General features: G+C 40.4%; 25 protein-coding genes. 5 read left to right on the top strand and 20 right to left on the bottom strand.

Going from position 1 to position 26649, the window contains the following annotated elements; genetic code table 11:
* Positions 1-18: 18 nt before the first annotated feature.
* The 4 genes from ACZ5XR_RS01825 to ACZ5XR_RS01810 form a co-directional block, all read right to left on the bottom strand.
* The gene (locus ACZ5XR_RS01825) at positions 19-249 is read right to left on the bottom strand and encodes a DUF488 domain-containing protein (protein ID WP_464500016.1); all 231 of its coding nucleotides are present in this window, start codon (positions 247-249) and stop codon (positions 19-21) included.
* 365 nt (positions 250-614) lie between these two features.
* A complete protein-coding gene (phaC, locus tag ACZ5XR_RS01820) occupies positions 615-1658 on the bottom strand; it encodes a class III poly(R)-hydroxyalkanoic acid synthase subunit PhaC (protein WP_464500015.1) in 1044 nt (347 codons plus the stop codon).
* Between the two features lie 115 nt (positions 1659-1773).
* Positions 1774-2517, bottom strand: coding sequence for an acetoacetyl-CoA reductase (gene phbB / locus ACZ5XR_RS01815; RefSeq protein ID WP_464500014.1), 744 nt, complete (start codon positions 2515-2517; stop codon positions 1774-1776).
* Between the two features lie 90 nt (positions 2518-2607).
* Positions 2608-3012, bottom strand: a complete 405-nt coding sequence (locus tag ACZ5XR_RS01810) for a polyhydroxyalkanoic acid synthase subunit PhaR (RefSeq protein ID WP_464500013.1) — start codon at positions 3010-3012, stop codon at positions 2608-2610.
* A gap of 499 nt (positions 3013-3511) precedes the next feature.
* Here ACZ5XR_RS01810 and fabG point away from each other — a divergent pair, with 499 nt between their 5' ends.
* The 3 genes from fabG to ACZ5XR_RS01795 all read left to right on the top strand — a co-directional run bounded on the left by fabG (position 3512) and on the right by ACZ5XR_RS01795 (position 6597).
* Positions 3512-4246, top strand: coding sequence for a 3-oxoacyl-ACP reductase FabG (gene fabG / locus ACZ5XR_RS01805; RefSeq protein WP_464500012.1), 735 nt, complete (start codon positions 3512-3514; stop codon positions 4244-4246).
* A gap of 459 nt (positions 4247-4705) precedes the next feature.
* On the top strand, positions 4706-5896 hold the full coding sequence (locus ACZ5XR_RS01800; RefSeq protein WP_464500011.1) for an acetyl-CoA C-acetyltransferase: 1191 nt from the start codon (positions 4706-4708) through the stop codon (positions 5894-5896).
* A 116-nt stretch (positions 5897-6012) separates the two neighbouring features.
* Positions 6013-6597, top strand: a complete 585-nt coding sequence (locus ACZ5XR_RS01795) for a hypothetical protein (protein WP_464500010.1) — start codon at positions 6013-6015, stop codon at positions 6595-6597.
* Between the two features lie 39 nt (positions 6598-6636).
* Here the strand turns inward: ACZ5XR_RS01795 and ACZ5XR_RS01790 are convergent, their stop codons facing one another.
* Both ACZ5XR_RS01790 and ACZ5XR_RS01785 read right to left on the bottom strand, forming a co-directional pair.
* A complete protein-coding gene (locus ACZ5XR_RS01790) occupies positions 6637-8271 on the bottom strand; it encodes a thiamine pyrophosphate-binding protein (protein ID WP_464500009.1) in 1635 nt (544 codons plus the stop codon).
* A 13-nt stretch (positions 8272-8284) separates the two neighbouring features.
* A complete protein-coding gene (locus tag ACZ5XR_RS01785; RefSeq protein WP_464500008.1) occupies positions 8285-11086 on the bottom strand; it encodes a sensor domain-containing phosphodiesterase in 2802 nt (933 codons plus the stop codon).
* Between the two features lie 687 nt (positions 11087-11773).
* On the opposite strand from ACZ5XR_RS01785, the gene ACZ5XR_RS01780 reads away from it, so the two are divergent.
* Positions 11774-12613 carry a 3D domain-containing protein gene (locus tag ACZ5XR_RS01780; RefSeq protein WP_464500007.1) on the top strand — a complete coding sequence of 280 codons (840 nt, stop codon included), beginning with the start codon at positions 11774-11776 and terminating at the stop codon, positions 12611-12613.
* Positions 12614-12764: 151 nt separating this feature from the next.
* Here ACZ5XR_RS01780 and ACZ5XR_RS01775 read toward each other — a convergent pair whose 3' ends face one another.
* The 13 genes from ACZ5XR_RS01775 to ACZ5XR_RS01715 form a co-directional block, all read right to left on the bottom strand.
* Positions 12765-14366 carry an APC family permease gene (locus ACZ5XR_RS01775; RefSeq protein ID WP_464500006.1) on the bottom strand — a complete coding sequence of 534 codons (1602 nt, stop codon included), beginning with the start codon at positions 14364-14366 and terminating at the stop codon, positions 12765-12767.
* 226 nt (positions 14367-14592) lie between these two features.
* Positions 14593-16152, bottom strand: a complete 1560-nt coding sequence (locus tag ACZ5XR_RS01770) for an MDR family MFS transporter (protein WP_464500005.1) — start codon at positions 16150-16152, stop codon at positions 14593-14595.
* Between the two features lie 163 nt (positions 16153-16315).
* A complete protein-coding gene (locus ACZ5XR_RS01765) occupies positions 16316-16921 on the bottom strand; it encodes a TetR/AcrR family transcriptional regulator (protein ID WP_464500004.1) in 606 nt (201 codons plus the stop codon).
* 150 nt (positions 16922-17071) lie between these two features.
* Positions 17072-17302, bottom strand: a complete 231-nt coding sequence (locus ACZ5XR_RS01760; protein ID WP_464500003.1) for an excisionase family DNA-binding protein — start codon at positions 17300-17302, stop codon at positions 17072-17074.
* Positions 17303-17307: 5 nt separating this feature from the next.
* Entirely contained in the window at positions 17308-18327 is a 1020-nt protein-coding gene (locus ACZ5XR_RS01755) for a DmpA family aminopeptidase (RefSeq protein ID WP_464500002.1), read from the bottom strand.
* Entirely contained in the window at positions 18324-19259 is a 936-nt protein-coding gene (locus tag ACZ5XR_RS01750) for a dipeptidase (protein ID WP_464500001.1), read from the bottom strand. Before ACZ5XR_RS01750 ends, ACZ5XR_RS01755 begins: the two co-directional genes overlap by 4 nt.
* A gap of 180 nt (positions 19260-19439) precedes the next feature.
* Positions 19440-20258, bottom strand: a complete 819-nt coding sequence (locus ACZ5XR_RS01745; RefSeq protein ID WP_464500000.1) for an urease accessory protein UreD — start codon at positions 20256-20258, stop codon at positions 19440-19442.
* A complete protein-coding gene (ureG, locus tag ACZ5XR_RS01740; RefSeq protein ID WP_464499999.1) occupies positions 20259-20870 on the bottom strand; it encodes an urease accessory protein UreG in 612 nt (203 codons plus the stop codon).
* Between the two features lie 26 nt (positions 20871-20896).
* Complete coding sequence (locus ACZ5XR_RS01735; RefSeq protein WP_464499998.1) at positions 20897-21583, bottom strand: urease accessory protein UreF; 687 nt, start codon at positions 21581-21583, stop codon at positions 20897-20899.
* Positions 21576-22022, bottom strand: a complete 447-nt coding sequence (gene ureE, locus ACZ5XR_RS01730) for an urease accessory protein UreE (protein ID WP_464499997.1) — start codon at positions 22020-22022, stop codon at positions 21576-21578. The genes ACZ5XR_RS01735 and ureE overlap by 8 nt, the downstream gene beginning before the upstream one ends.
* Positions 22023-22032: 10 nt before the next feature.
* Complete coding sequence (gene ureC / locus ACZ5XR_RS01725; protein WP_464499996.1) at positions 22033-23745, bottom strand: urease subunit alpha; 1713 nt, start codon at positions 23743-23745, stop codon at positions 22033-22035.
* Between the two features lie 17 nt (positions 23746-23762).
* The gene (locus ACZ5XR_RS01720) at positions 23763-24071 is read right to left on the bottom strand and encodes an urease subunit beta (RefSeq protein ID WP_464499995.1); all 309 of its coding nucleotides are present in this window, start codon (positions 24069-24071) and stop codon (positions 23763-23765) included.
* Between the two features lie 33 nt (positions 24072-24104).
* Positions 24105-24407, bottom strand: coding sequence for an urease subunit gamma (locus tag ACZ5XR_RS01715; protein WP_464499994.1), 303 nt, complete (start codon positions 24405-24407; stop codon positions 24105-24107).
* A 234-nt stretch (positions 24408-24641) separates the two neighbouring features.
* Here ACZ5XR_RS01715 and ACZ5XR_RS01710 point away from each other — a divergent pair, with 234 nt between their 5' ends.
* Positions 24642-25295: a HoxN/HupN/NixA family nickel/cobalt transporter gene (locus ACZ5XR_RS01710; RefSeq protein WP_464499993.1), complete on the top strand. Its 654-nt coding sequence runs from the start codon at positions 24642-24644 to the stop codon at positions 25293-25295.
* 93 nt (positions 25296-25388) lie between these two features.
* Here the strand turns inward: ACZ5XR_RS01710 and ACZ5XR_RS01705 are convergent, their stop codons facing one another.
* Complete coding sequence (locus ACZ5XR_RS01705; RefSeq protein WP_464499992.1) at positions 25389-26645, bottom strand: ArgE/DapE family deacylase; 1257 nt, start codon at positions 26643-26645, stop codon at positions 25389-25391.
* Positions 26646-26649: the final 4 nt, after the last annotated feature.

The raw sequence follows: 26649 nt of genomic DNA, 5'->3' as shown, positions 1-26649 counted from the left end.
GGAATCCCGGGCCGATTTTTACATTCTCCGTAATAATTCTTCGTGCAGCACAATGGCGTGGTTATATTTTGTGTCCTTCGCTCCGTAAACAAGTGTTACTCTTCCAATTGAGACCAATTCAAGGATATCTCCAAGGGCAGATAATTTTTCCTCGGCGGTACGGAGCTCCTCAAGATATTTCAAGCGAAACTCTTCAAAAAGCTCGGGCTTATGGCAAAACCATTTCCGAAGTTCACTGCTTGGAGCCACATCCTTTAGCCAATAAGTTAATCTTGCCGATTCCTTTGAAATTCCGCGCGGCCATAATCAATCAACTAAAATCCTCGATCCGTCTGTTTCGTCAAATGGTTCGTATATTCGCTTTAAAAAGATGTCAGCCATATTCTAGCACTTCCTTATTTTCCTAACTCTACTACAATTATAATCATAGCAGTATTGGAAATCAGATTAAAGTATGTGGAGTTTATAATTTTTATACTATTGATTATTTTTTGAATATTAAATATAATTATCATTATCAAGTCAGATATCTGGTTTTTCATTTTTGTAAACGGTTTCTCAAACAATAAAAAAAGTGCTCCAAACGTTAGCGTTTGAGAACACTTATTCTATGTTTAGTTCGACCGTTCTTCCAGCCAATCCCCAATGGTTGGATACGTTATTTTGGAAGCCTTGCTTCCGAATGTAATGGAAGTATGACCAACTGGTAAATTCTTATATTGTTTATCCTCGCTGGAGATCGCATCCATTAATGCTTCAACCATATGCGGCTGGGCAATGAGGTCACCCTGACCTGCCAAATTGAGCACATTAGCAGTGATATTTTCAAGTTTTACTTTTTGACCGCGAACGACAAACTCACCTTTAATCAGCTTGTTCTTTTGATAAAAATCTCTAATCCACTGACGATAGGCTTCACCCGGGAATGAAATACCATCATTCAGCCACTTTTGCAGCAGCTTAAAGCTTTTCACAAAGTTTTCGTTATCGGCACGATCGACAAGACTCACAAATGGTCCATAAACATTAGCCATCGGTTTAATCATTTTGTTACCAAAATCGATCATTTCAGGTGGAATCACACCAAGGGTTTCTACTACCTTATCAATATCAAAATAACGCTCATCCACCATTGCACCGTAAAGACCAGTATCTGCAAAATCAAAAGGAGCTGTCATAAATACAAGGTTACGAATCGGCAGTTCAGGATGCAATGCTGCAAATACAGACGTAATCGTCCCGCCCATACAATAACCAAGGATTGATACTTCCTTAGCATTCGATTTGCGCATAACTTTACGGACCGCACGCGGAATATAATCCATGATGTAATCATCGAGCTTCATATTGCGATCTTCATATCCAGGTGTACCCCAGTCTAAAAGATATACATCAAAACCGCGATTAACCAAGTATTCTATTAAACTCCCACCCTTTGTTAAGTCCAAAATATAGGGTTTATTAATTAAAGCATACACCATAAGCAACGGTGTTTTATGTTTGATTGGCTGGTCGGATTTATAGCGATATAATTTCGTTTTATTTCTAGTCCAAACGACTTCCTTCGGTGTTGGTCCAACCTCAGGCTCTGCCTCGGACGTTAACACTTTGGATGCCTTAATGACATTTTTATAAACCTTTTGATATTCCTCTGGCATTAAACTGGCAAACTCTTCCAATTCCTTTGTTACTAGGACGCTAATGACTGCTCACTCCTTACATAGTTTTTTTATTCCTTACAAGCATATACAGTCAAATGGGTGTTCATGACACTTACATGTAAAGCCCACCGTTAATATTTAATTGCTGACCTGTAATATACTCGCCATCTTTACATAAGAAAACAACTCCACGGCCGATTTCTTCTGGTTTTCCTAAACGTTTTTGCGGAACTTTCGCAACGATTCCATCAAGAACCTTTTCTGGAATGGCCATTACCATTTCAGTTGCAATGAATCCTGGGCAAATCGCATTAACGGTAACATTTGTTTTGGCAAGCTCAAGTGCAAGTGATTTTGTGTAACCAATAAGTCCTGCTTTTGCGGCAGCATAGTTAGTTTGACCAAAACCGCCTGCTTGACCGATAATGGATGAAATATTGATGATACGTCCTGCTTCTGATTCAAGAAGGTGAGGTAAAGCTGGAGAAGTCATATTAAACACACTGTTTAAATTAACATCAATAACCTTTCTCCAATCTTCTTCGCTTAGTTTTTTGAAAGTGGTGTCTCTTGTAATTCCTGCATTGTTGATAAGGAAATCAATTTTCCCGAAATGGTCAACGGCAGTTTGAACTAGATTTGCTGCTTCGCTGCTGATCGATACATCTGCTTGAACAGCCAATGCTTCAACGCCTAATTCATTGATTTCTGCCACCATTTTATCTGCAAGTTCTTTGCGGCTAGCATAGTTAATGACAATTTTTACGCCATTTTTAGCTAATTCTAATGCAATAGCGGATCCGATTCCTCTGCTTCCACCTGTTACGATTGCTACTTTATCCTTAAGTTCTGTCATTTTAAGCACCTCATTAATTATTGTTAGTTAGAATCATTGTACTAGTAAACTAGTATTTTTTTCAGATTGCTTTTATGTACCCCTGCAATTCTATTTTGCTTCTTGTGATACTTTTAATAAAGACATGATCTGAGTTAGCTTTGTATCTAAATTTTTCATTTCCTTTTTTAAACCGGCAAACTCATTTTTCAATGCCGCTTGTTCCCCTTGGTTATCCTTTGCTTCTTCTAATAATTCTTCAAGATCATCAACTTTTGCGTCCACATTGACGATAAGCGAGGAAAGGTTTGCAAGGTCCGTACGAGTAGGCATATTTACAAATTCTAAATACCGTTCTGTCGTTTCATCGATCATTTTTTTGAATTGAAGATTCATCTCCAAAATTTGGCCAAGCCCTTCTGCTGGAAATGATTCCTTCATCTTTTCATCGAAGATATTACTGGACTGAGAGTAAAAATCCTTCCAAATTTCATAAAAATTATAGTCTTTGCTCACTTTTTCTCCTCCTCGATATCTTTTTGACCTTTCTATCATACTAACTTCTATGGAATAAATGAAGAAGCAAAATTGAAAATTATCTAAAAATATTATTGCAAATTTAGACAAATTTCCCCTTTCTCTGTAAATTACATCTATGAGACTTTTTAGCGCGATAAAGCAGAAATTCTCAGTAAAAATCAGCATTCCCCGGACCAGCCAACCAAATTAAATAAAAAACGATTTTATGTGCAGACAAACAGAAAATACGGGATTTTTGTCGAAAATTGGAGTTTTTTATAGAAAAATTGTTATTTCATTTGAGGATTTTACCCATGTTCTTTTTTGGTAAATTTGGGAATAATAATATTTAGCAAATGGGTATACCAAGTCTAATGATTGGGTATTACTATGGATTTTTGATGGTTGGCGTCGTTCATGGGTTATTTCTTTGGCATTTTTGACTGATTGGCGGTGTACTCTGGAATTTTGAAATTTCAAAATGAGGTGATGAATTTTGAAGTTTACTGAAAAGGTCGTTTTGATTACTGGCGGGGCACAGGGGATCGGAAAAGAAACAGCCAAAAAATTTCTTCAGGAAGGCGCAACGGTCGTTATTTGTGATTATGATGAATCCGCCGGTAAAACTGCATTAGAAGAATTAAATAATGAAAAATTGGACTTTTTTAAAGTCGATGTTACGGACAGCTCACAGATCGAAGGAATGGTTCAAGCAACGCTCGATAAGCATGGCCGAATTGATGTTTTGATTAACAATGCAGGGATCACACTTGATGGATTTTTAACTAAAATGGAAGAATCCGCTTGGGAAAAAGTGATTTCTGTCAACCTCTCAGGTGTATTTAAATGTACAAGAGCTGTAGCTCCTACTATGTTAAAACAAGGATCCGGGGTTATTCTTAATGCATCTTCAGTTGTCGGTTTATATGGAAATATCGGTCAAACCAATTATGCAGCAACAAAGGCCGGGGTCATTGGCCTGACAAAAAGCTGGGCGAAGGAATTTGGCCCTAAAGGCATCAGGGTCAATGCAGTGGCACCGGGTTTCATTGAAACGGGCATGACAGCAGCTGTTCCGGAAAAAGTCCTTAATTTCATGAAGGAAAAGACCCCTCTTCGGAAACTTGGAAAGCCAGAAGACATTGCATCTGCTTATCTCTTTTTAGCATCGGATCAAGCAAATTATATAAATGGAACCGTTTTAAGTGTAGATGGCGGTTTGGTAATTTAATAATGTCTTAGATTATAAAGTAATCTCTCCATTTCCCTCCAGCGCATTTTAACCAACTAGTTTATGTTCAGGGAGAAAACATCATTCCATGATGGGTTCTCCCTTCCTTATTTAAGCATGTAGTCCCTTATTCCCCAAAAAAATTTCGACAAAACTCGCCTATATTTTGTTAAGTTCAACATGTAGTAATCTTTCAACTCTTCCACAAAAAGGAATTTATCAGAATAGTAGAATAGTTTTATGTAACCCCTTTCTTTGTTGCTGTGAATCAATTTTTGTCCAAAAAGCATTGCTTCCAGCTTTCACATTACGTCCAAAAGCAGATAGAATCTCAAATCGAATAATAATTAGTAAACTCAAAATTTGTCGAATTTTTGGTCATAAAAAACCTGTCTATCTGTAGTAATATATGTGATGGAATACACAACATATATAATCGTATATTAGGAGGAGATTCGCATGACAGTAAATGAAGTTGTCATTGTAAGTGCGGTTAGAACACCAATTGGAAATTTTCTAGGAGGATTACAAAGTGTTTCAGCCGTGCAGTTAGGGGCTACCGTAATTAAAGAAGCTATTAAAAGAGCTGGAATCAATCCTAATGATGTAGATGAAGTGATCATGGGTAACGTTTTACAAGCAGGACTTGGACAAAATCCAGCTAGACAAGCTTCACTTGCTGCAGGTGTGCCACAAGAGTCACCGGCTATGTCTATTAATAAGGTATGTGGATCAGGTCTTAAGGCTGTTCACTTAGCTGCTCAAGCTATTCTTGCAGGCGAGTCAGAAATTGTAGTAGCCGGCGGTATGGAAAATATGAGCCAGGCGCCTCATCTTTTGAAAGATGCTCGCAATGGTTATAAAATGGGCGACCAAAAAATTGTTGACAGCATGATTCAGGATGGATTATGGTGTGCTTCAAATAATTATCATATGGGTATCACAGCTGAAAACTTGGCTGAAAAATATGAAATCTCACGCGTTGAACAAGATGAATTTGCTGCAGCAAGCCAACAAAAAGCTCAAGCGGCAATTGAATCCAATCGTTTTGCGGATGAAATTGTTTCTGTAGAAGTACCTGGCCGCAAAGGACAAGTTACTGTCATTTCTCAAGATGAGTTCCCTCGCTTTGGAACGACTGCAGATAGTTTAGGAAAGCTTCGCCCAGCATTTAAAAAGGACGGAACGGTTACTGCCGGTAATGCGTCAGGAATCAACGATGGTGCTGCTGCATTAGTCGTGATGAGCCGTAAAAAGGCTGATGAATTAGGCCTTAAGCCATTAGTATCCATCAAAGCAAATGCCACCGCCGGTGTAGACCCAAGCATTATGGGTATCGGTCCTGTGCCAGCTGTTAAAAAAGCACTTAAGACAGCATCATTATCAATCGATGAAATCAACTTAATCGAAGCAAACGAAGCTTTTGCAGCTCAGTCCATCGCTGTAGATCGCGAGCTTCACTTTAATAAGGAAATTTTAAACGTAAACGGTGGAGCTATTGCTCTAGGTCACCCAATTGGTGCAAGCGGCGCAAGAATCCTTGTATCTCTCATTCATGAAATGAAGAAAAGAGAAAACCGCTACGGCTTAGCTACACTATGCGTTGGCGGCGGACAGGGTGTCGCAACGATTGTGGAGAATGTTGAGTAATTAATTTTACAAAATTCGGGGCCAGTCCCCCGTCGCTTTAAAGCGACGGGGGACTGGCCCCTTAATTTTTGTTATAATAATAAAGTAATAGGATAATTTATTAAGGAGTAAGAGTGATGAATAAAATTGAAATTATGGACAAATTCGTAGGTTCTATTGAAGGTAAAGTAAGTAGTTCTAAGATTTTCAAAATTGTATTTTCTATTTTTGGAATTGATTTAAACTTAATTCCGATTTCATCTGTGTATAATGCATTAGAAAAAGACCCCGCTGCAATGCTTGATTCCTACCTTAATCAATACCCCCAAAAAATAACAGGTCCAGAAATTCGCCAATTCATCAATCAAATCTTTGGGCTAAATCTAGACGCCATATCATCATTAGATGGTTCCAGAATATCACTTTATTCAAAAGACCAGTGGATTCTTCAAGATGATCATGATTTATTTGTCGTGAATACCGGAACAGGGGATGTAGACGTCAAAATCTTGCCTACCAAATACTTTTCTGAACAAACGGGCCTCGTAGGCTTGCCGATTGACTTACAACATTCATTAACCAATCTTGGCTTCTATTTCAACGAAAAAATTGGGTGTTATTATTTCATAACCCCTAATGGCGATGCAGTCACAGATTCTTTTAAGGGCCAAACCATGGGGGCCATCATTCAAGTCATCCAAAATTCATATTCTTATATATAAAAAACTAGGCTGGTATAACCCATCCTAGTTTTTTAAGATCTATTTTCCAAAGGAAGACAAGAACTTCACCCTGTCTCCCATCGGCGGAACATTATTATCGACTAAAGCGACCTCAAGAAGTGCCGGACCATTTAAATTCATTAAGCTGTTAATGACTTCTTGGTCAATCTCTTCAAGCCCATTAACTCTTACACTTGGTATGTTCATTGCCGCTGCCATGGCTGAAATATTGACCATTTCCTGTTCAAATGATGGATGAACCCGCTGAAATTGTAACGAATGTCCGTGATAGACCATTCCTAATCGGGCATTATTCAGCACTACAAACAAAATCGGCAAGTTATTTTCTTTGGCAGTAAGGATTTCCATTCCATGCATGAAGAAGGAGCCGTCACCAGTAATACAGACAACCGGCCGTTCTGGCTCTGCCAGCTTGGAGCCTATGGCTAGGCCAATCCCATTCCCCATTGCACCAAAATGAACATTTATTCCAAAGCTATCAAAATCTAAAACCTTCATGTAATGGATGACATAGGACATTACTTCTCCAATATCAATGGTATATCTGGTATGCGCAGGCAAAGCTTTTTGCAGGCTTAGCAGGACATTTTGGGTATTATATTCCTCGCTATTAGGTGCCACTACGACTTCCCTGTCAACATCTATTTTCCTCGAAAGCCCCAGCAACTTTAATTCTTCAATAAGGAACATTAAACTCAAATTAATATCGCCCAGAACAGGAATATCAATCTGGTATTTTCGGTTAAATACCGTATAATCAAAATCTAATTGCACCGAGAATCGGTCTTTTAAAAGACTATCATTATAATTATTGGTTGCTGTTTCACCGAGGCTTGAACCGACAATTAATAATGCTTGTCCATCCCCTTCAGCAATTAACTTAGAAGCCACTTCATGTCCGGCAAAACCAAATACACCTGCCAGAAGAGGATGACTTTCTGGAATATATCCTTTGGCTTGCGGTGTAGTAATAATCGGCCAGTTGAGCATTTCAGCCAGCTCAATTAATTGGTCAACGGAATTTCGAATTCCCTGTCCGACAAACACATATCCTTTTTCCCTTTTAATTAATTCTTCGGCCGCATTTTTAATCGTATCTAGATTAGGGACAATCGGTTCTCTTGCTGGCAGGCAAGGAACATCAACATGTTGTAACTCTTCGTGCTGGACATCAATGGGGATTGCAACATGAACAGGACCCGGTACACCAGAAATGGCGATTTCGGCTGCTAACGCAACTTGGTCTAATAAGTCCTTTGCCTGATTAACCGTAACACTATATTTCGTAACAGACCGGAAGATTGGTTCAGCATCTAATTCCTGGGAAGCGTTTAAGCCAACCGTATTAACAGGCACCGCACCGGTTATAAATAAAACTGGTAAATGCTCACGCATTGCATTAGCTGCGCCTGTGACCAGGTTGGTTCCACCGGGACCGCTGCAGCCGATGCATACACTCAATTGATTCGTGTATTTCGCATAAGCAGCGGCCATGTAGGACGCAGCACCCTCATGCTTTGTGACTATCGGTTTGATTTCCGGCATATCGTATAGCTCATTAAAAAGTCCATTAACAGAGCCGGCCGGAATACCAAAAATATGCCTAACGCCAGTTCCTTTTAAAAATTCTAACACCGTACGGGCTGCTTTCATGTTCCATTCCCCTTTAATTTAAAATATATCCAGCTGTCAGATATTTTTTAACGATATCTTCCGCCTTCATTGGCGGGCTGAAGAAATATCCTTGCATCAAGTAACAATTTCGGGCAATTAGGAATTCGGCTTGTTCTTTCGTTTCGACACCTTCAGCAATAAGATTTAAATTTAGATTTTGCGCCAATGTAATAATGGTGTTGGTAATAGCGGCATCATCTTTTGTCATATCCTGAACAAACGATTTATCAATTTTTAACGTATTGATTGGAAGGTTTTTTAAATAACCCAATGATGAATATCCGGTACCGAAATCGTCAATGGCAATGTTGATTCCTAAATCCTTTAATTTCTTCATTGTTTTTAAGGTTAAAGCTGTATTTTTTACAATTAAATTTTCAGTGAGCTCGAAATGTAAGTACTCAGGGGATAGCTCAGCCTTCTTTAAAATGTTTTTAACCGTAGTATATAAATTATTCTGTTCAAACTGGCGGACGGATAAATTAACGGATACGCTGATTAACGGATAGCCGTGATCGTGCCACTCCTTTAATTGCCTGCAAGCCTCTTTAAGAACCCATTCACCGATAGGAACAATTAACCCTGTTTCTTCCGCAATCGGGATAAATTGATCCGGTGAAATCATTCCTCGTTCGGGATGATTCCATCTGAGCAATGCCTCTACTCCCTCAATCATACCCGTTTGATAATTCATTTGAGGTTGATAGTAGATTACCAATTCCTTTAGTTCCAATGCTTTATATAATGAATTTTCAAGTTTAACGCTTTCAAAGGTTCTTGTATCCATTCCCTCACTAAAGAAATGGTAGCTGTTGCCGGATATTTCCTTCGACTTGTACATGGCCGTATCGGCGTTTTTGATTAAAATTTCCGATGTATCACCATTATCGGGGAATAAACTAATTCCGATGCTGGTTTTAATAAAAATTTCATTATCTATTAAATTAAACGGTTTTGAAAAAGAATTGATTACAAGATTGACAACCTTTAACACTTCATTTTCATTTTTAATATTCGGCAAAAAGATGGTAAATTCATCTCCTCCCTGCCTTGATACCGTTGCACTCTTCGGGATGCAGGCACTTAATCGGTTCGCAACATCGCGAAGTAACAAGTCTCCGAAACTATGACCCAGCGTGTCATTAATGAATTTAAAACGGTCTAAATCCAAGTACAGCACGGCTAATTTTTCTCCATGCATCTGCGCGTGTGTAATCCCTTGGTCAAGTCGATCCTTTAATAGAATTCGGTTCGGTAAATCTGTCAAACTATCAAAATACGCATGGTATTTGATTTCTTCCTCCATTTGCTTCCTTTGGGTGATATCTTTAAAGGTGACAACCTCACCGACAATCTCTCCTCCTTCTTTGATTGAAGAGATGACGTATTCCACCGGAAAGTTAGAATTGTCTTTTCTGAAGAATTTTCCCTCTTGATAATAATTATCCCAATATTCGTCTACAACAGGAGAAACATGATTTGGTCTAACAAATTCCCTTCCGTTAAAAATAATGCTCGATGGCTGTCCAATCAATTCACCTTTCGGATCATAGCCTAACATACAGGCTCCTGCCGGATTACAAAAGGTAATGTTCCGCTCTAGATCTAAGCCAAAAATACCTTCCCCTGCCGAATTGAGGATTAATTCCTTCTCACGGCTCATTTGCTGCAGTTCAGTGACAACCCTTTCAAGTTCTTTATTTTTAACGGTAATTTCAGAGGTTCTTTCTTCGATCAGGACCTCTTGCTTTTCCATATATAGTAGGTTTGATAAGGTTGAAGCGGTTGCATCCACAATCGATTGTGCCAGCTGGATTTGCGCTTCTTTATAAATGAGGTTTTGCCCATTAAGTGTGACAACCGCAATGGCCCCTAAAACTTCGCCCATTGAAACCAATGGAACCATAAATAGGCCTTTCATCCCAAAGTTCCGGCAAACATCATGGTTAGGGCGTTCATCGGCAAAAACATCCGGAATCAGTATCGCATTTTTTGTTCGAATTACCTCTTGGATGACTGCATCATTGCTCTCATCAATTTTTATTTTTTTATGGGTTTCCATCCAGTCTTCTTCTGTCCAGTCACTGTCTTTGCTTAATTTTGCCGGCCTTATTCTCTTCTCGGCCAGAGGATCGAGCAAATGAACACCAATATTATAGTTGTCCAACACCTTGCCCAGATAGAAAAAACATTTATCGAGACTTTCCTGCATCGAGGAACACATGGATAGGTCACGGGTAACATCTAATAACAACTGTTTTTCAGCAAGAAGGTTTTCTTTATACGTTAAATTATTGGCATTTTGAATCGCCACAGCCGCCATGTTTACATAAGCTTCAACCGTTTGAATTTCTTCCTCTGTTAAGTTCATTGGAATTCCATAATCAAATAAAAATACTAGGCCAAACAATTCCTGCTCAAACGAGATAGGCAGCGCTAACAAAGATTTGATTTTAAATCCCTCAACCGCTCTCGGGTCCGGTCTGGTATCCTTTGACGTATCAGGGATATAAATCGTTCTTTTTGTCTCAATTACTTCTTTTGCCAATAAATCGATTTCCGTATCAATAACATGCATATCCAACGTCCATCCATTAATGACCTCTGGTTTACCTACATATCCCCTGAAAGTCCCATCCTCCTGCGGCAAATAAATCCCGACCGAGTCACATTGAACAATTTCTTCGGATATTGCCGTTGTTACCCGTTCCAATACATCACGTAATTCCAGCTTCGTATTGATCATTTTTGTTATATTCGCAAGTCGAGAGTACCTCGTTTGTTCCTTTAACATTCACAACGAACTCCTATCCCATTGGCATAATTTTGACAGCGTTATATTAAATTCCATTAACTCATGGACTATTATTAATCAAGAATCTGTTAATCAAATAAACTTCGTCATTTTTCGACATATCTCATATCTATTTATTTTACAACAGATTGTAATAAATTTAACACTACAAAAAGAAATAAACACAAAAATTTCGCTTTTATGGGGTACGATTTTACGGGGTCAGACCCCCGGCGCGTTACAGCTTTAAAGCGGTGGGGGTCTGACCCCACACAGTAACTGGCTATCAATATTATTAATACTATAGATAAAAGCCTGATCAAAAAATTACAAGTAGACGTAAAAATCGAAGGAAATTTAAGCTATAAACGTTAAAACAATTAATTATAAGGGTAAAAAACACTGGAAACCCAGGGAAATAAATGTAAAATTTAAGCTCTAGAAACATTCAGGTAACATTATTGTAATAAAGAGAGAACAAGCCCAAATAGTTATGCTACTGGGCTTTTTTCTTTGGTTAGATCACTTAAAAGGAAATATTTTTGATTATTCAGTTATTTCGGAAATATTATCGCAATATAAATGCCATTCTTGTAAACGTTTTAACATCTCCCTGTTCTTTGTCTCAGAAAAATCCATGTTACGATTATGAAAAATTAGCAACCAAAGAACATGGAGGGTAAAAGAATGCTTAGTAAAATTAAAACATTAATAGCAGTTGCTGTACTCTCAGGAACTGTAAGTGCTAATGTACAAGCCGCAACAATAACAGTACAAAAAGGAGATACTCTTTGGGATCTGGCGAACGCAAATAATACTTCGTTAGAAAATATCCAAAAGTTAAATCACCTTACTTCAGACCTTATTCAGCCTGGAGATGTACTAACGATTGCTCCGGAAAAACATTATATTGTTGAACAAGGTGATACTTTACCATCCATAGCAAAGGATCACAAAGTAACCGTTTCACAAATTAAAGAATGGAACAATTTAATTAGCGATCTCATCCATCCTGGATTAAATCTATTAATCTTTGATGACGTTAATAGTAATAATAATGCTGTAACAGAAAAGCAAACGGAATCTGCTGCAACTGAACAAACTGAAGCGGCACCGCAACCGGATCCAAAAGCACAACCGGAACAAAAAGCTCAACCGAAACAAGATGCACAACCGAAAGAAAAAACACAACCAGAGCAAAAAGCTCAACCGAAAGTTGAACAAGCCTCACAGCAAGTCATCACTGTGAAAGCAACAGCTTATACGGCTTCATGTGCGGGATGCTCCGGTATTACAAAAACGGGAGTTAACATAAAAGATAACCCAAATGCAAAGGTTATCGCTGTTGACCCATCGGTTATCCCACTAGGCAGTAAAGTTTATGTAGAAGGTTTTGGTGAAGCTACCGCCGCAGATACGGGCGGAGCCATCAAAGGGAAACATATTGATATCTTTATCCCTTCTGAACAAGATGCTGTTAACTTTGGAGTTAAACATTTAAAGGTAACGATATTAAAAAAAGGATAATCCATTTATAAAAAACCGCTCTTCTTAGTCAGGAAGATCGGTTTTTCAATGTTACAATATCTGAACAATTAAAGCACCTCATTCCCAGCAAGGAATGAGGTGCTTTTAGTGCTTGCATTTAATTAGGTAAAATACATTTTTTCAGCCAGACTCAAACGTCTGCTGCATTAAGTGCCATGTCTGCCTCATCGTCTTCATCAATTTCCGGTTGCGGCATTGCGCTGTTAACGCCCCAGTAATAGAAGACGAGAGCACCGATTATAATTATTACGCTATCCCAAGGAGAAGCAATAATCGGCTTCGCACCCTCTGGCAATTGATAATTACCCAGACGGGAAACCACTAGCATGAAGATGAAATATACAATCAGCCAACAACCGGATTTCCAATCTGAACTGATCTTCTCCCGAAGTCCTTCCTTATCCACAAATGCAAAGTAAAGAACAACTGAAACAAGAGTTATTCCAATAATCTCCAAATTAGTAGTCCAGCCGCTCCAGAAAATAATCAGTGAAGCCGCGATGAATGCTAATGGTGACAGGAAGCCCATTGCTTTCAACCGGAATGGACGATCCATATTCGGTGATGTTTTGCGTAATGAGGCTAATGAAACCGGACCAATCATGTATGTTAAGACGGTAGCGGAGGTAACATTGCCAACAAGACCTTGCCAGAAACTTAAGTGAGCCGGAAGAATCCATACAATCGACAATACTAATGACAGCCACAAGGCTCCACGAGGAATACCTGTGCGAGCGTCAACTTTACGGAACCAGGAATAGAAGAGGCCCGTCTTTGCCCAAGAAAACAGAACTCGTGTTGTACCGGAAAGATAAATATTTCCTGTACCGGAAGGTGAAATGACCGCATCCACAAAGATAAGGTTCATTAACCATAGAAGTCCCAATGACTTCGCCAAATCTGCGTATGGTGCCTGCGCGAAGGAAAGATTTGCCCAGCCTTTTGCAAGGTCGGAAGCCGGCACCGCACCAAGGAAAGCAAATTGCAGCAACAGATACATGACGGTTCCGAGCAGAATGGCAAAGATGATCGCAAGAGGAATATCGCGTTGCGGCCGCTTCGCCTCCGCTCCAAAGTCAACTGCTTGCCGGAACCCTAAGAAGGCAAAGGCAATACCTGAAAGCGATACCGCTTGAAAGACACCGAACGCGCCTCCTGGTTTTGCACCACCTACAGATAGATTCGATGCATGGAAATGGGTAAATAACACGATGACAGTGAGAAGCGGGACCAAGAATTTAATGGTCGTTACAATTGTATTGAATTTTCCAAAGACATTGACGCTCCAATAGTTTAATAAGAGAAAAAGAACAAGAAGTGCAATTTCGAAAACGTACCCAGCGAAAGTAGGGCCTGCTGCCTTTGTGCCAAGTGATGTCCACCAAGTCGCTGCATAACCTCTGACTGCTTCCACTTCGATGCCCGCAACGCTTGAATAAGCAAGCATCGAGATAAAGCCGATTAGATAACCAACCAAAGAGCCATGAGTGTAATGCGGGTAACGAACAAATCCTCCTGACCGCGGCATCATCGAGCCTAATTCCGCATAAACAAGACCAATGAGAATAAAGGCAACGGCACCGATGAGCCATGCAATCCATGCATTGGATCCAGCAAAAGTTGCAGCGCCCGCAGCTGCGAACAACCAGCCTGAACCAATGATTGACCCCAACCCCAAGAAAGTTAGATCCAGTAAATTCAGCGATTTTTTAAAGCCGCCTGGACTAGCCATAAGATTGATTTCCCCTTTCTTTTTTGAATGTACTAAAATTAAACAAGCATTACATCATCATATTTACATGCAAAACGTAATTTATATTACGAAAATGGCAAAAATTAATGAAATTCTAATGAAAACACAACCATAGCCCTGCAATATAGGAAGGGGCTTATCGGCAAGAACTTCATAAAAAAAGACGACTCAAATTCAATTTCTGAATTTTGTCGTCGTCTTTTCTTTAATGCTCCAATTTTTCTTCTTTGGTTAATGGAATTTCCTTCATAAAGAAAATGAAAAGCATTGCAATCCCTGCGATGATAAGACAAATAATGAATACATCATGAATCGAGTTGGCAAGGATGTGTTTGAGCTGTTTGATTATCTTTTCAAAAGCTGGCAGCAGATTCGTGGGAAGTTTTGTTTTGATTCCATTCATCACATCAAGATTTGATAGAATACTAGGATTCTTAAACAACGCAGCCATATTCAATGGTAGACTGGTAAAATCCAAGTCTTTAATTCCCTTTGCTATGGAGGAATTTAATATGGTCCCCATAACCGCTGATGAGATGGTCGAGCCTAATAATTTAAAAAACTGGATTCCCGAGGTCACCACACCCATTTGAGATGCAGAAAAGGCATTTTGTGCTGCTGAACTGAGGATTGGCATGACAATTCCCATTCCTATTCCCAGCACAGCCATATCGATAACAAGCTGGGAGTTGCTGGAGTCAATCCCTAAAAATGCAAGCATTACAGAACCAATGCCCATAATGATAAAACCAATGATAGCTTGTAATTTATATTTTTGTGTTTTCGATATAATGACACCGCTTATGATCGATCCCACAATAAGGCTAACCATCATCGGAGTCATAATCGCACCTGATTTGCTGGCACTTTTGCCGACAACACCCTGGACGAATAATGGGATGAAGATGGACGCCCCCATTATAATAGCGTTGACTAAAAACATCTCAATCGCCGAAAAATTAAAGACGGAGCTTTTAAAAAGTGATAATGGGATGATTGGGTCAGCAGCTTTTCTCTCAATGAGTAAAAAAACAAGCAGCATGATAAGAGAAAAGGCAAACATGGAAATGATTTGTACGGAATTCCAATCATACTTATTCCCTCCCCAAGTAAAGCCAAGGAGCAGAGGAATTAAAGCCATTATGAGTGCTGTTGCACCCAAGTAATCGATCTTTTTTCTTTCCAGTTCCTCTGTATGGGCAGGAAGTGCAAACATAATAATGACTAATGCTAGGATGCCCACTGGCACATTCACATAAAATATCCATCTCCAACTATATGAATCTGTTATATATCCGCCCAATGTTGGACCGACGATACTGGCGAATGCTCCGGCTGTACCCAAAATCCCCATATATTTCGCTCTTTCTGCCGGCGGAAACAAAATACCGATAATCGCCATAGTATTGGAAATAAGGACGGCCCCTCCCATTCCCTGAAGCCCCCTGAAATAAATTAATTGAAACATATTTTGTGACATCCCGCATAGGGCTGAACCGACAAGAAAAATGACAATACCAATCACATAAATCTTTTTAAATCCATATATATCCGATAGTTTTCCAAATAGCGGCATGGAGATCGTGATACAAAGTAAATAAGAAATCACAGGCCATGTATAATATTCAAATCCCTTCAGTTTTTCAATAATCTTTGGCATTGCTGTCCCTACTATTGTGCTGTCAAGCGAGGCAAGCAATATGGCAAGCATCAGCCCCACCATTATGAAGAGTACTTTCTTTTTGTTAAGATTTTGAAGATTCATCCTGATCACTCCTTCTATCTCTCTATACCGAACGGTCAGTCTGTAATAATGTAAAAAAATCTCCACTTTACCAAATCTTTTTCTCCTTCCTCCAGACCGAATGGTCGGTCTGTACCCGTTTAAAATAGAGCTCGCTTAATTTGCGAGCCAAAATCCATCACTCTTAACGTTTTAAGTCCTCATAAAAGCTATCCCATAAATCGATTAAGGTGTCACTTGCTGATTTACTATTTCCTTTCAAAATTATGTTATGCATGCCGATTCCATCTGATGAGTAGATAAACATTTTGGCTATATGTTCATCGTTCATCCGTGACCTAATTTCACCTTTTGCCCTGGCATTTTGGATAACTTCTTTCCAAGCATGGAGCTCTATATTCATGCATTCATGAAGATTCTTTTGAAAATCAGGAAATAGCTTGAAGCCTTCAAAAAATAGAGTAAAGATATTTAGATCATAGCTGCCTGTTCCTTCTTCACTATCCTCCATGAGGTATAAGGAACTCATTTTTTGATAATATTCAAAATACTCATGATAAAATTGGTAAAGAGAATCCTTGCTTATTTTCATAAACACCGTACTAACAGATCCCAGTGCATTATGAAGGACCTCAAGAAAAAGCTCCTCTTTGCTTTGAAAATGATGATAGAATGCTCCTTTAGAGATACCGGTCTTCTCCACAATTTCCTTCATGGTTACTTCCTTGAAATTCTTATGAAGAAAAAGTTTAAAGGATACTTCTAAAATATGTTCTCGTGTATTACTCATAAATGGATCACCTCAGAACCGACCGTTCGGTATGGTGTTAATCTTAATCCTGCGATCTTTATTTTTCAAGATTTCCAAGCAAATTAAAAATATATCCCGCAAGATCGTCTCGCGGGATATTTCTTCTAAAACAGTGAACCAATCCCACGCTCAATCCTCATCCTTCACATCAAGGTCTTCGGGAATGGGTTCGTTCAGGATTTCTTCGATCAGCTGGCGATATTTTTCCAGCTGGTTCAAGTGGGAATTGAATTGTTCTTTATAGATCAAATACTCGTTCCCGTCATGAAGAGCACGAATTTTCCTTTGTTGAATCAATGCTTCCACCGTGGATTCGGTTACAGATAAATAGTCGGCTGTTTCCTTTACAGTCAAATACAAATTCTTCATTCCTTTTTAAAATTGAATTGTTGCACGCTTCGGCCTAGACGGCCGGTTGTTGTTTCGGCTTGGGAAAGCGAGTTTAGGATGGCTTCCTCGGCCGCTTCCGCTGCACCGGTAAAGAGTTCGTTCATAATAGGATGATCTTCACGAAGCTGGATTCGGGTTTCAACTGAATCCTCCGAAAAATGAGCAATCCTATGTGCGGTTGAAAAAGCAATCACAATATCGCCGCTGCCATGACTAAAATGGCTGCCCGTCCGCCCGAGGCCAATCCCGCAGCGTTTGGCCACACGCTGCAGCTGCCGGTTGCTTAATGGGGCATCCGTCGCTAAAACCATGATGATCGAGCCGTCCGAGGTTTCAGATAAAGCCTTCTCCTCGGAACAGCGAAACCTTTGCAGCTCTTCCTTTTTCCCAAAATTGCTAAGGACAAGGCACCCGATTGTATATCCGTCCACGATCCGGGATGAAGAGCCAATTCCCCCCTTGTAGCCGAAGCAGACCATCCCTTTCCCTGCACCGACGGCGCCTTCTTCAGCCTGTCCACCGGAGGCGCCCTTAATCGCTTCCATAGCATGCTCCGGTTTGACCGGGAACAAACGGATTGAATTTAAATAACTATCATTGCACTCGCCTACTACTATATTAATCGTCCCGGTCGTTTCACCTATTTCCGGATTTTCCTCGAGCATATATTGCAATGTTCCCTGCGTCACCGCAGGCACACCAAAGGTATTCGTTAACATAATCGGCGACTCTAGCACCCCTAATTCATTCAATTGGACAAGCCCTGTGGTTTTACCAAAGCCGTTAATCACATAGCTTGCGGCCGTCACTTTTTCACGAAACAAATTTCCGTTATGAGGCAAAACCGCCGTTACTCCTGTACAAGCGAACTCTGCTTCACTCAAAGGGAAATCTAATGTGAAGTGTCCTACCATCACACCCTCTACATCGGTGATGCAATTCTTCGCGCCAGGCTTCAGCCTGCCAATCGAAATTCCTCTTTCCCGTACTTTCATCGACCGATCCCAGGACGCTTGTCAAGGAAGTTCTGATAGGCAAAGCCTCTGACCTCTTCTTCAGAATAATGCTTTAATAATTCATTGATGAGGTTCTGGCTTTTCGATGCATTTTCTAAATCCGTGATAAACGTAGCAATACCGTCAAAATCCGATCCTAATCCAATCTGCTTTACACCGCCCAAGGAACAAAAATGATCAATATGTTTCACCAGGTCGGGAATGGTTGCTTCCTCTTTTTCGGTAACAAAAGGCGGATTATAGACAACGTGAATCAAGCCGCCCTTTTGGAACATTTCGACCGCCTGCTCATCCGTTAAGTTGCGGCGGTGATTGCAAAGGGTCCTGGAGTTCGAATGACTGGCAATCGGGTATTTCGCAATCTCCATTACATCCCAAAAGGCCTTGTCACATAGATGGGAAACATCCGTTAGCATTTTATGTTCATTATGGAATTGAACAATTTTTTTCCCAAAATGCGTAAGCCCCGCACCACGAGGTTCTCCGGCACCATCCGCTGCCAGATTGGCATTATTCCAGGTGAGGCCGACAGAACGGACGCCAAGCTGATATAGAATATTTAATTTCGTTAAATCATTGCCAATCGCATCAACGCCTTCAAGCGTTAGCATAGCACCAATTTGACCTAGTTTTAATTCGTCAAAATCAGACCATTCCTTGATCTGAACCATGTCGGGATTTTTCCCGAGCACTTCTTTGTAAAAATAATCGATTTGCTCCAATACCACTTGGAATTTCTGATCGGATGGAATTTCCGGTTCAATAAAGATGGCGAAGCATTGTACTTTCACGTTTCCGGTATGTAATCGTGCTTTATTTGTCTCCAATTCAGGTGCATCGGCAAATCTTAGCTTCCCTTTTGCCTCTTGCAGCTTTAATAATGCATCGCAATGCAGGTCAATAATATTCATTTGAAAAGACTCCTTTTAATTTTCATGCATGGTCATGGTATTCTATGGATCAAAATGAAACGTTATTTTTATTATACTTCATGTAGAATTACCTACCAATAGTTCAGAATACAAATTAGCCAGCCCCGGCTGTTCGGGAACTGGCTGTTTCCATAATCAAATTCCAGCATAAATCTTATTTTAATATTTTCTAAGGAACACTAGCTCCTTTTCTAATATTTTCTTCCGTATATGATCATGGCATAGGCTGAGGATGTTTCCAACCTTTTGTGTCGTGTTCCCTAAAACTCTGAGTACAAACCCTGGAACCGATAGCATGGAAAGGCCGATTCTTACGTCTGAAAAAGGATTGAAAAGCTCATGGAGTTCGTCTAACAAAACATCATTCACACGATAATCAATAATGACCATCGTTCCAAAGTGGGAAAATCCCTCCATATAACCAATCCCCTTTATATCTTGGTCTGGTTCTAATTTTACATGATCAAATAAAATGAATTTGTCATCCATATAGATCTCCAACTTCGATTGAAGGAGATCATATTGAAAAAGAGTGCCTCCAGGTGCCCAGCCTGGGGTGAAAATATCCGAGCAAATCAACGAAGCTTCACGATCCATCCGAACAACGGTATGCTGCTTAAAACACGCTTGCTGATAAGCAATGATCGGATCTGGCAGATATTCTAGCAGGCTGCCTCTTTTTAATTGAATGTTAGTTTCTTGAAATGCAGGGTTGGTTTGTGTTTTATATATTTTCGTGGATGATTGGGTGGTAACAACCACTTCTGCATATTCCTCTAAATAGATGTCCAACTTGTAAGAATCACCATTAAGATATCCCCCACCCGGGTTCATAATATAAACATAAGCCTCGCCGCTTTGTGTAAGATATACAGGTCTTGTAATTTTAAAAGCGCCTTCTGTATAGCATTCTTTTAAAATTGTTTTTTGACCTTTCCTCTCATTGACGATTCTCAAATAACCAGTTCGATTTCCCACCTAGGATAATCCTGTCAACAATGCATTTTTCTTAATCCACTCAATAACCTTATCAACGCCCGTATCTGTTTTTAGATTTGTAAAAACATATGGTTTTTTCCCTCTAGCCGACTTCGTATCTTCCTCCATTATTTCCAAACTTGCGCCTACATATGGGGCTAAATCAATTTTGTTGATAATAAACAAATCTGATTTAATCATCCCCTGCCCTCCTTTACGGGGAATTTTTTCCCCTTGTGCCACATCAATAATATAAATGGAGAAATCGACAAGTTCCGGGCTAAAGGTGGCCGCTAAGTTATCTCCGCCGCTTTCGACAAAAACAAGGGAAAGATCTGGGTGTTTTGCCTTAAGCTCATCAATTGCGGCAAAATTCATCGAAGCGTCCTCTCGAATCGCCGTATGGGGGCATCCACCCGTTTCTACTCCGATAATTCGATCATCAGCAAGGACACTATTTTTGATTAAAAATTGTGCGTCCTCTTTTGTGTAAATATCATTTGTGACGACGGCAATTTTATAGTCATCATTAAGGTATCTCGTTAATCTCTCCACCAGCAGGGTCTTTCCTGCTCCAACCGGCCCGCCAATCCCAATCCGAATAGGTTCCATCTCTACTCCCCTTCTTTCCATAGTTTTTATGACATAAATAACCGGACATGCAGTCTTTCATGACGCATCTGGGCAAGTTCGATTCCAGGAGCGACTGCCCCAAAGTCCTCTGAATCTATCGTTTCAATCTTCCTAGTTGTTTCTACTAAATAGGGGTGAAGTTCTAAGATGATCCGCTGGCCGTCTGTCTGGCCGAGCGGAATCCCTCTTACCCCATTTTGAACAAGTGTTACAATAGTAGAATTTAAAAAGGTCAAGATGACCTGATGCCGATCTATTTTTAAAAAGTGGCAAATAATCGTATATACAATGGCTGGATGTCCAAAAGCGTCGTTTGAACGTATTAATCTTAAATATTCTTCTAAGAGGGGGATGCCGTATAACTCGTTCCCCATTTTGATTAATCTTTCCCCGATGCGTCTGTTAGCCTGACGTACTTCTTCCGGGATATTCTGAACAAATAATTTTTGATCCAATCCCCAAATGAAATTTATATCTTTTTCCATTAATGCATCATAGGCTAATCGACAGGCCAGACCATCGGTATAGGCAAGTTGCTTCTGCAAATAAACTCTCTGCCATTCAAAAAACGACATCTTATTATGAACAGCTCCTTCCTGGATATAAGTTTCCAAACCAAACGAATGAGAAAATGCACCAGTAGGAAAATTCGAGTCACCCAATTGCAGCAATGAAAGCAAGTGGTTATCCATGGTGATGACCGATATGGCGAAATGCCCTTTTCACTTTTCTCTCTTCCCTTAAGTATGGTACGGCTAATTGATTAAGCAGTTCCTCCACTAGATAATCATATTGTACAAGCATTTCTACTCCTTCAAATTGAGCAGGCAAATGGCGATTGCCCAGCTGATGAGCTATTTCCCCCATTTGTTTCATCGTTGCAGGACGGAGAACCAGCAAATCATCACTTGTAACACTAATAACCACCATATTCCGTTCATCCATATATAAAATATCACCATCTTGCAAATCTTTAGGTTCCTTTAACCGAATTCCAACCTCATTGCCATGGTCTGTTGTCACACGTTGAATACGTTTTACTAAGTCATCACTTGATAAATACACTCTTTCGATATGACGGCTAGATGACGGGATGTCTTCTACATTTCCTACAATTTGATCAATAATCATTGTGATCCCCCTAAAATAAGAAATATCGCTGTGCCATCGGCAACACCTCAGATGGTTCACATGTCACCTGCTCACCATCCACCATAACTTCATATGTTTGTGGATCCACCTCAATATTAGGCATTTCTCCATTGAGCTTCATTTCTTTTTTCGATAGTTGACGGATTCCATGTACTGGTTTGATTTGTTTTTTAAGTCCTAACTTTTCATGTACCCCCAATTCAATCGCTGCCTTAGACAAAAAGGTAATCGAAGTGGAGTACTTTGCCTTCCCATAAGAAGCAAACATCGGGCGATACAAGACAGGCTGTGGAGTAGGAATCGAAGCGTTCGCATCCCCCATCAAACTATGAGCGATCATTCCACCCTTTATGACAATCTCTGGTTTGACTCCAAAAAAAGCAGGATCCCAAATCACGAGGTCAGCCATTTTGCCAACCTCTACTGAACCCACCTCCTCGGCAATGCCATGAGTAATTGCCGGATTAATCGTATATTTAGCAATGTAGCGCCTCACCCGGTAGTTATCTCCCACCACTGTATCTTCCAGTAGCTTCCCTCTTTGCTTTCTCATCTTATCTGCAGTTTGCCACGTGCGAGTAATGACCTCTCCCACTCTCCCCATGGCCTGTGAATCTGAACTAATCATACTAAATACACCCAAATCGTGGAGTATATCCTCCGCAGCAATGGTTTCTTTGCGAATCCGTGAATCAGCAAAGGCAATATCCTCTGGTACATCTGGATCTAAGTGATGACAAACCATTAGCATATCTAAATGTTCATCTAATGTGTTTTTCGTGTAAGGGCGTGTTGGATTGGTTGAGGAAGGCAGGATATAAGGGAAGCTTGCTGCTTTAATGATGTCGGGCGCATGTCCTCCTCCGGCGCCCTCAGTATGATAGGTATGAATCACCCTTCCCTTTATAGCCGCTAGGGTATCTTCAACAAAGCCGCTTTCATTTAAGGTATCTGTATGTATGGCTACTTGAACATCAAATTGATCGGCAACCTTTAGACAATGATCTATGGCAGAGGCTGTTGTTCCCCAGTCTTCATGAAGTTTGAGCCCAATGACACCTGCATGAATCTGTTCGATTAACGGGGCTTCAGCAGAAGCATTACCTTTCCCCAAAAAGCCAAGGTTCATCGGAAATTCCTCTGCGGCTTCCAGCATCCGATGAATATTCCACTTACCTGGAGTGCAGGTCGTGGCATTTGTTCCGGTTGCAGGACCCGTGCCGCCTCCAATCATAGTCGTAATACCAGATGCTAAGGCCGTTTCAATTTGCTGTGGGCTGATAAAATGAATATGGGCATCAATCCCGCCTGCGGTTATGATCATTCCTTCTCCAGCAATGACCTCCGTTGCGGCTCCTATGACCAAATCTACTCCATCCATTAATAATGGATTGCCACTTTTACCAATTCCAGCGATTCTTCCATCACGAATCCCAATATCCGCCTTATAGATCCCGCTATAATCCACAATAACCGCATTGGTAATAACTACATCCAATGCCCCTTCCGCACGTGTACAGAGCGGGTGTTGTCCCATACCGTCACGGATTACCTTACCGCCGCCGAATTTCACTTCATCGCCATAAACCGTATAATCCTGTTCAATTTCAATAAATAAATCTGTGTCTGCAAGGCGGATGGCGTCCCCTTTTGTAGGACCAAACATGTCCGCATACTGCTTCCTTGACATTTCAAAGGTCATGACAAAAACCCCTTTACTTAATCTAATGGACCATCGGTTTTATTATTTAACCCATAAACCTCCCGCTTCCCGGCAAATGGAACGAGCTCTATTTCTTTTGCATCTCCCGGTTCAAAACGGACAGCTGTACCGGCCGGGATATTTAAATGCTTTCCAAAGGCTTCCCTCCGTTCAAAATGAAGAGCATTATTCACCTCAAAAAAATGAAAATGTGACCCTATCTGAATGGGACGGTCCCCTTTATTAAGCACCATGATTTTGGAAGCGGTTCTTCCCTGATTGCATGTAATTGGCTCTTGTCTTAATCGATATTCACCTGGTATCATTCAATCCCCCACCCTTACTATGAAAATACCACTCTACCGAATCGGCTCATGAACGGTTATGAGTTTTGTGCCATCCGGGAATGTAGCTTCCACTTGGATCTCTGGAATCATTTCGGGTATCCCCTCCATCACATCCTTGGTGGTCAATAGTTTAGTTCCCTCGCTCATCAATTCCGCAACCGATTTCCCGTCTCTTGCTCCCTCCATCATTTCATAGGTAATGAAGGCAACAGCTTCTGGATAATTTAATTTTAACCCGCGATCTTTTCTCCGCTTTGCAAGGTCAGCCGCTACCACAATCATTAATTTTTCTTGTTCTCGTTGAGTTAATTTCATCTTTTCCTCCTTTTAGCGTTGATTTATAGACACTGACAAACACCCCTATAGAAAAAATATACAATTATATAACATTTTATGTTAGCTATTCTAACACCAAATAGTTTAAAATAAAAGAAAGTTTTCTGTTAATTACAAAAATTATCAATCTTCGTGTATATCGCTCTACTTTCGTCTATTCACGTTAAAAAATCTAACACGAAAAATAAATTTTACGCAATTAGGAGGTTTTTTATGGAAGGTTCATTACTAACGATCTTAGCTCTTGGTTTTATCCTGGGAATAAAACACGCTATGGAACCGGATCATGTCATCGCGGTTTCCACGATTGCAAGCAAAAGTAAAAATTTATGGCGAGCCTCACTAGCTGGAGTATTTTGGGGAATTGGGCATACAACCACCCTATTTATTGTTGGAATTCTTCTCCTTCTTCTTAAAGGGAAGATTCCAGAAACATGGGCCCTATCATTGGAATGTTTAGTTGGAATCGTGCTGGTTTATCTTGGAATCACAAATATTCTCTCATTTAAAAATACCCAATCCCATTCCCATCAAACTCATCATTATGGCATTTCCTATCTTAAAGCATCACTAGTCGGGCTAGTACACGGTCTGGCGGGCAGTGCTGCTATGGTACTCCTAGCCATGTCATCGGTCAATAATATTTGGCAAGGAGCAACATATATTTTCATTTTTGGCACAGGGACGGTTGTTGGTATGCTCCTGTTTACTACTATCGTTGGAATTCCATTTGTCCTTAGTTCGAAAAACAAAGGGGTAAATAAACTATTGACCCAATTAACTGGATTGATAAGTGCCGGTTTTGGCCTTTACTACATATTTCATATTGGTGTTTCAGGAGGGTTATTTGTACAATGGTTTCATTGATTTGAGGAAAAGGGGGTGTTTTTAAAAGGTGACTTTTTAAGACCCCCTCTTTTACGATTACGTAGAAAAGTTGTTTCTAGTAAAATAATTTCTTTAAACAGGAATTCTCAATAAATCATACAGCGTACAAGCCACTATTTTGGTTGCATCTAGTAAATCTTCAATCCGAATATTTTCATCTGCCCGATGACCATTGGCCTCTTCCAGCAATTTTGGTCCGACCCCGAACATCACGGTGGGAATACCCTCTGCATAAAAATGACGGGCATCTGCATAGATTGGAACACCCTTGATGGTTAATTCCCCTTTTTCCCGCATAATGGATTGCCAGTTGGTCGCGAGCGCAGCGATTAGCGGTGAATCCGCCAAAACAGGTCCGAAGCTTTCCGCATGGAGAATTTTCCGAATGTCCACCTTTAATCCATGAATCGAAGCAACCGCTTTATTGACGACTTCTCTAAATTCTGCTTCCGCTTGTTGTGCATCTTCTTCGGGTATCAATCTTCGGTCAACTCTGATCCTGCATTCATCCGGCACCACATTCGTGTTAATCCCTCCCGAGATGAGGCCAACAACCAAGGATGGAGAATCAATTCCAGGGACGGCAGATTTATTGATTGCGAGAGTCTGACGATATTCATATAAAGCATTTAAAATTTTGGTTGTTGCCTCGATCGCATCAATACCCGTATGCGGCAGTGCAGCATGAGCGGACTTCCCGGTTGTTTTGATTTCAAAATGCAGGCAGCCATTATGGGCAATTACGGCGGAGTACGTAAACCCTGCAACAATGGCTTGATCCGGTTTTATAGCCCCTTGACTTAGCAGCCACTTTGGTCCCAATTCTCCCCCTGTTTCTTCATCAAAAGTAAAGGCAAGATCGATTTTCCCTCGCAGCTTCGGTGCAATATTGGCTTGTTTTAAAGCCAGAACGGCAAATGTATAGGCCGCAATATCCGATTTTGAAACGGCTACACCACGACCATACATCCTTCCGTCTATGACCTCCCCTCCATAAGGGTCTACACTCCATCCTAAACCTGGAGGGACCACATCCCCGTGTGCATTTAACACAATGTTCTTTCCTCTTCCGTCACCAAAAACGGTTGTTCCAAGGACATTAGCCAAACTGATCATCCCGGCGTCATTCACGTCTTTTTTATCAACCTCTAATAAGGACACATCTTCAAAGCCAACTTCACAAAGCTGTTGCTTTAAGAAGGCCGCAATTGGGAAACAGTCACCATCCGGATTGTCTGATGGAACTTGCACCAAATTTTTTAAAAAGCCGATTAGTTCTGTTTGGTGCTCGTGAACCCATTTCATCAGCCTTTCCTTATCTTGATTCATAACA

Source organism: Neobacillus sp. Fa239 (assembly GCF_055395235.1).
This window is presented reverse-complemented; position numbering and strand designations above follow the sequence as displayed.

Excerpts from the sequence above, each read along its gene's own strand:
- phaC (WP_464500015.1), bottom strand. The coding sequence starts at position 1,658 with ATGCCAGAGGAATATCAAAAGGTTTATAAAAATGTCATTAAGGCATCC.
- phbB (WP_464500014.1), bottom strand. The coding sequence starts at position 2,517 with ATGACAGAACTTAAGGATAAAGTAGCAATCGTAACAGGTGGAAGCAGA.
- ACZ5XR_RS01800 (WP_464500011.1), top strand. The coding sequence starts at position 4,706 with ATGACAGTAAATGAAGTTGTCATTGTAAGTGCGGTTAGAACACCAATT.
- ACZ5XR_RS01795 (WP_464500010.1), top strand. The coding sequence starts at position 6,013 with ATGAATAAAATTGAAATTATGGACAAATTCGTAGGTTCTATTGAAGGT.
- ACZ5XR_RS01790 (WP_464500009.1), bottom strand. The coding sequence starts at position 8,271 with ATGAAAGCAGCCCGTACGGTGTTAGAATTTTTAAAAGGAACTGGCGTT.
- ACZ5XR_RS01785 (WP_464500008.1), bottom strand. The coding sequence starts at position 11,086 with ATGTTAAAGGAACAAACGAGGTACTCTCGACTTGCGAATATAACAAAA.
- ACZ5XR_RS01780 (WP_464500007.1), top strand. The coding sequence starts at position 11,774 with ATGCTTAGTAAAATTAAAACATTAATAGCAGTTGCTGTACTCTCAGGA.
- ACZ5XR_RS01775 (WP_464500006.1), bottom strand. The coding sequence starts at position 14,366 with ATGGCTAGTCCAGGCGGCTTTAAAAAATCGCTGAATTTACTGGATCTA.
- ACZ5XR_RS01770 (WP_464500005.1), bottom strand. The coding sequence starts at position 16,152 with ATGAATCTTCAAAATCTTAACAAAAAGAAAGTACTCTTCATAATGGTG.
- ACZ5XR_RS01765 (WP_464500004.1), bottom strand. The coding sequence starts at position 16,921 with ATGAGTAATACACGAGAACATATTTTAGAAGTATCCTTTAAACTTTTT.
- ACZ5XR_RS01755 (WP_464500002.1), bottom strand. The coding sequence starts at position 18,327 with ATGAAAGTACGGGAAAGAGGAATTTCGATTGGCAGGCTGAAGCCTGGC.
- ACZ5XR_RS01750 (WP_464500001.1), bottom strand. The coding sequence starts at position 19,259 with ATGAATATTATTGACCTGCATTGCGATGCATTATTAAAGCTGCAAGAG.
- ureG (WP_464499999.1), bottom strand. The coding sequence starts at position 20,870 with ATGGAACCTATTCGGATTGGGATTGGCGGGCCGGTTGGAGCAGGAAAG.
- ACZ5XR_RS01735 (WP_464499998.1), bottom strand. The coding sequence starts at position 21,583 with ATGGATAACCACTTGCTTTCATTGCTGCAATTGGGTGACTCGAATTTT.
- ureE (WP_464499997.1), bottom strand. The coding sequence starts at position 22,022 with ATGATTATTGATCAAATTGTAGGAAATGTAGAAGACATCCCGTCATCT.
- ureC (WP_464499996.1), bottom strand. The coding sequence starts at position 23,745 with ATGACCTTTGAAATGTCAAGGAAGCAGTATGCGGACATGTTTGGTCCT.
- ACZ5XR_RS01720 (WP_464499995.1), bottom strand. The coding sequence starts at position 24,071 with ATGATACCAGGTGAATATCGATTAAGACAAGAGCCAATTACATGCAAT.
- ACZ5XR_RS01715 (WP_464499994.1), bottom strand. The coding sequence starts at position 24,407 with ATGAAATTAACTCAACGAGAACAAGAAAAATTAATGATTGTGGTAGCG.
- ACZ5XR_RS01710 (WP_464499993.1), top strand. The coding sequence starts at position 24,642 with ATGGAAGGTTCATTACTAACGATCTTAGCTCTTGGTTTTATCCTGGGA.
- ACZ5XR_RS01705 (WP_464499992.1), bottom strand. The coding sequence starts at position 26,645 with ATGAATCAAGATAAGGAAAGGCTGATGAAATGGGTTCACGAGCACCAA.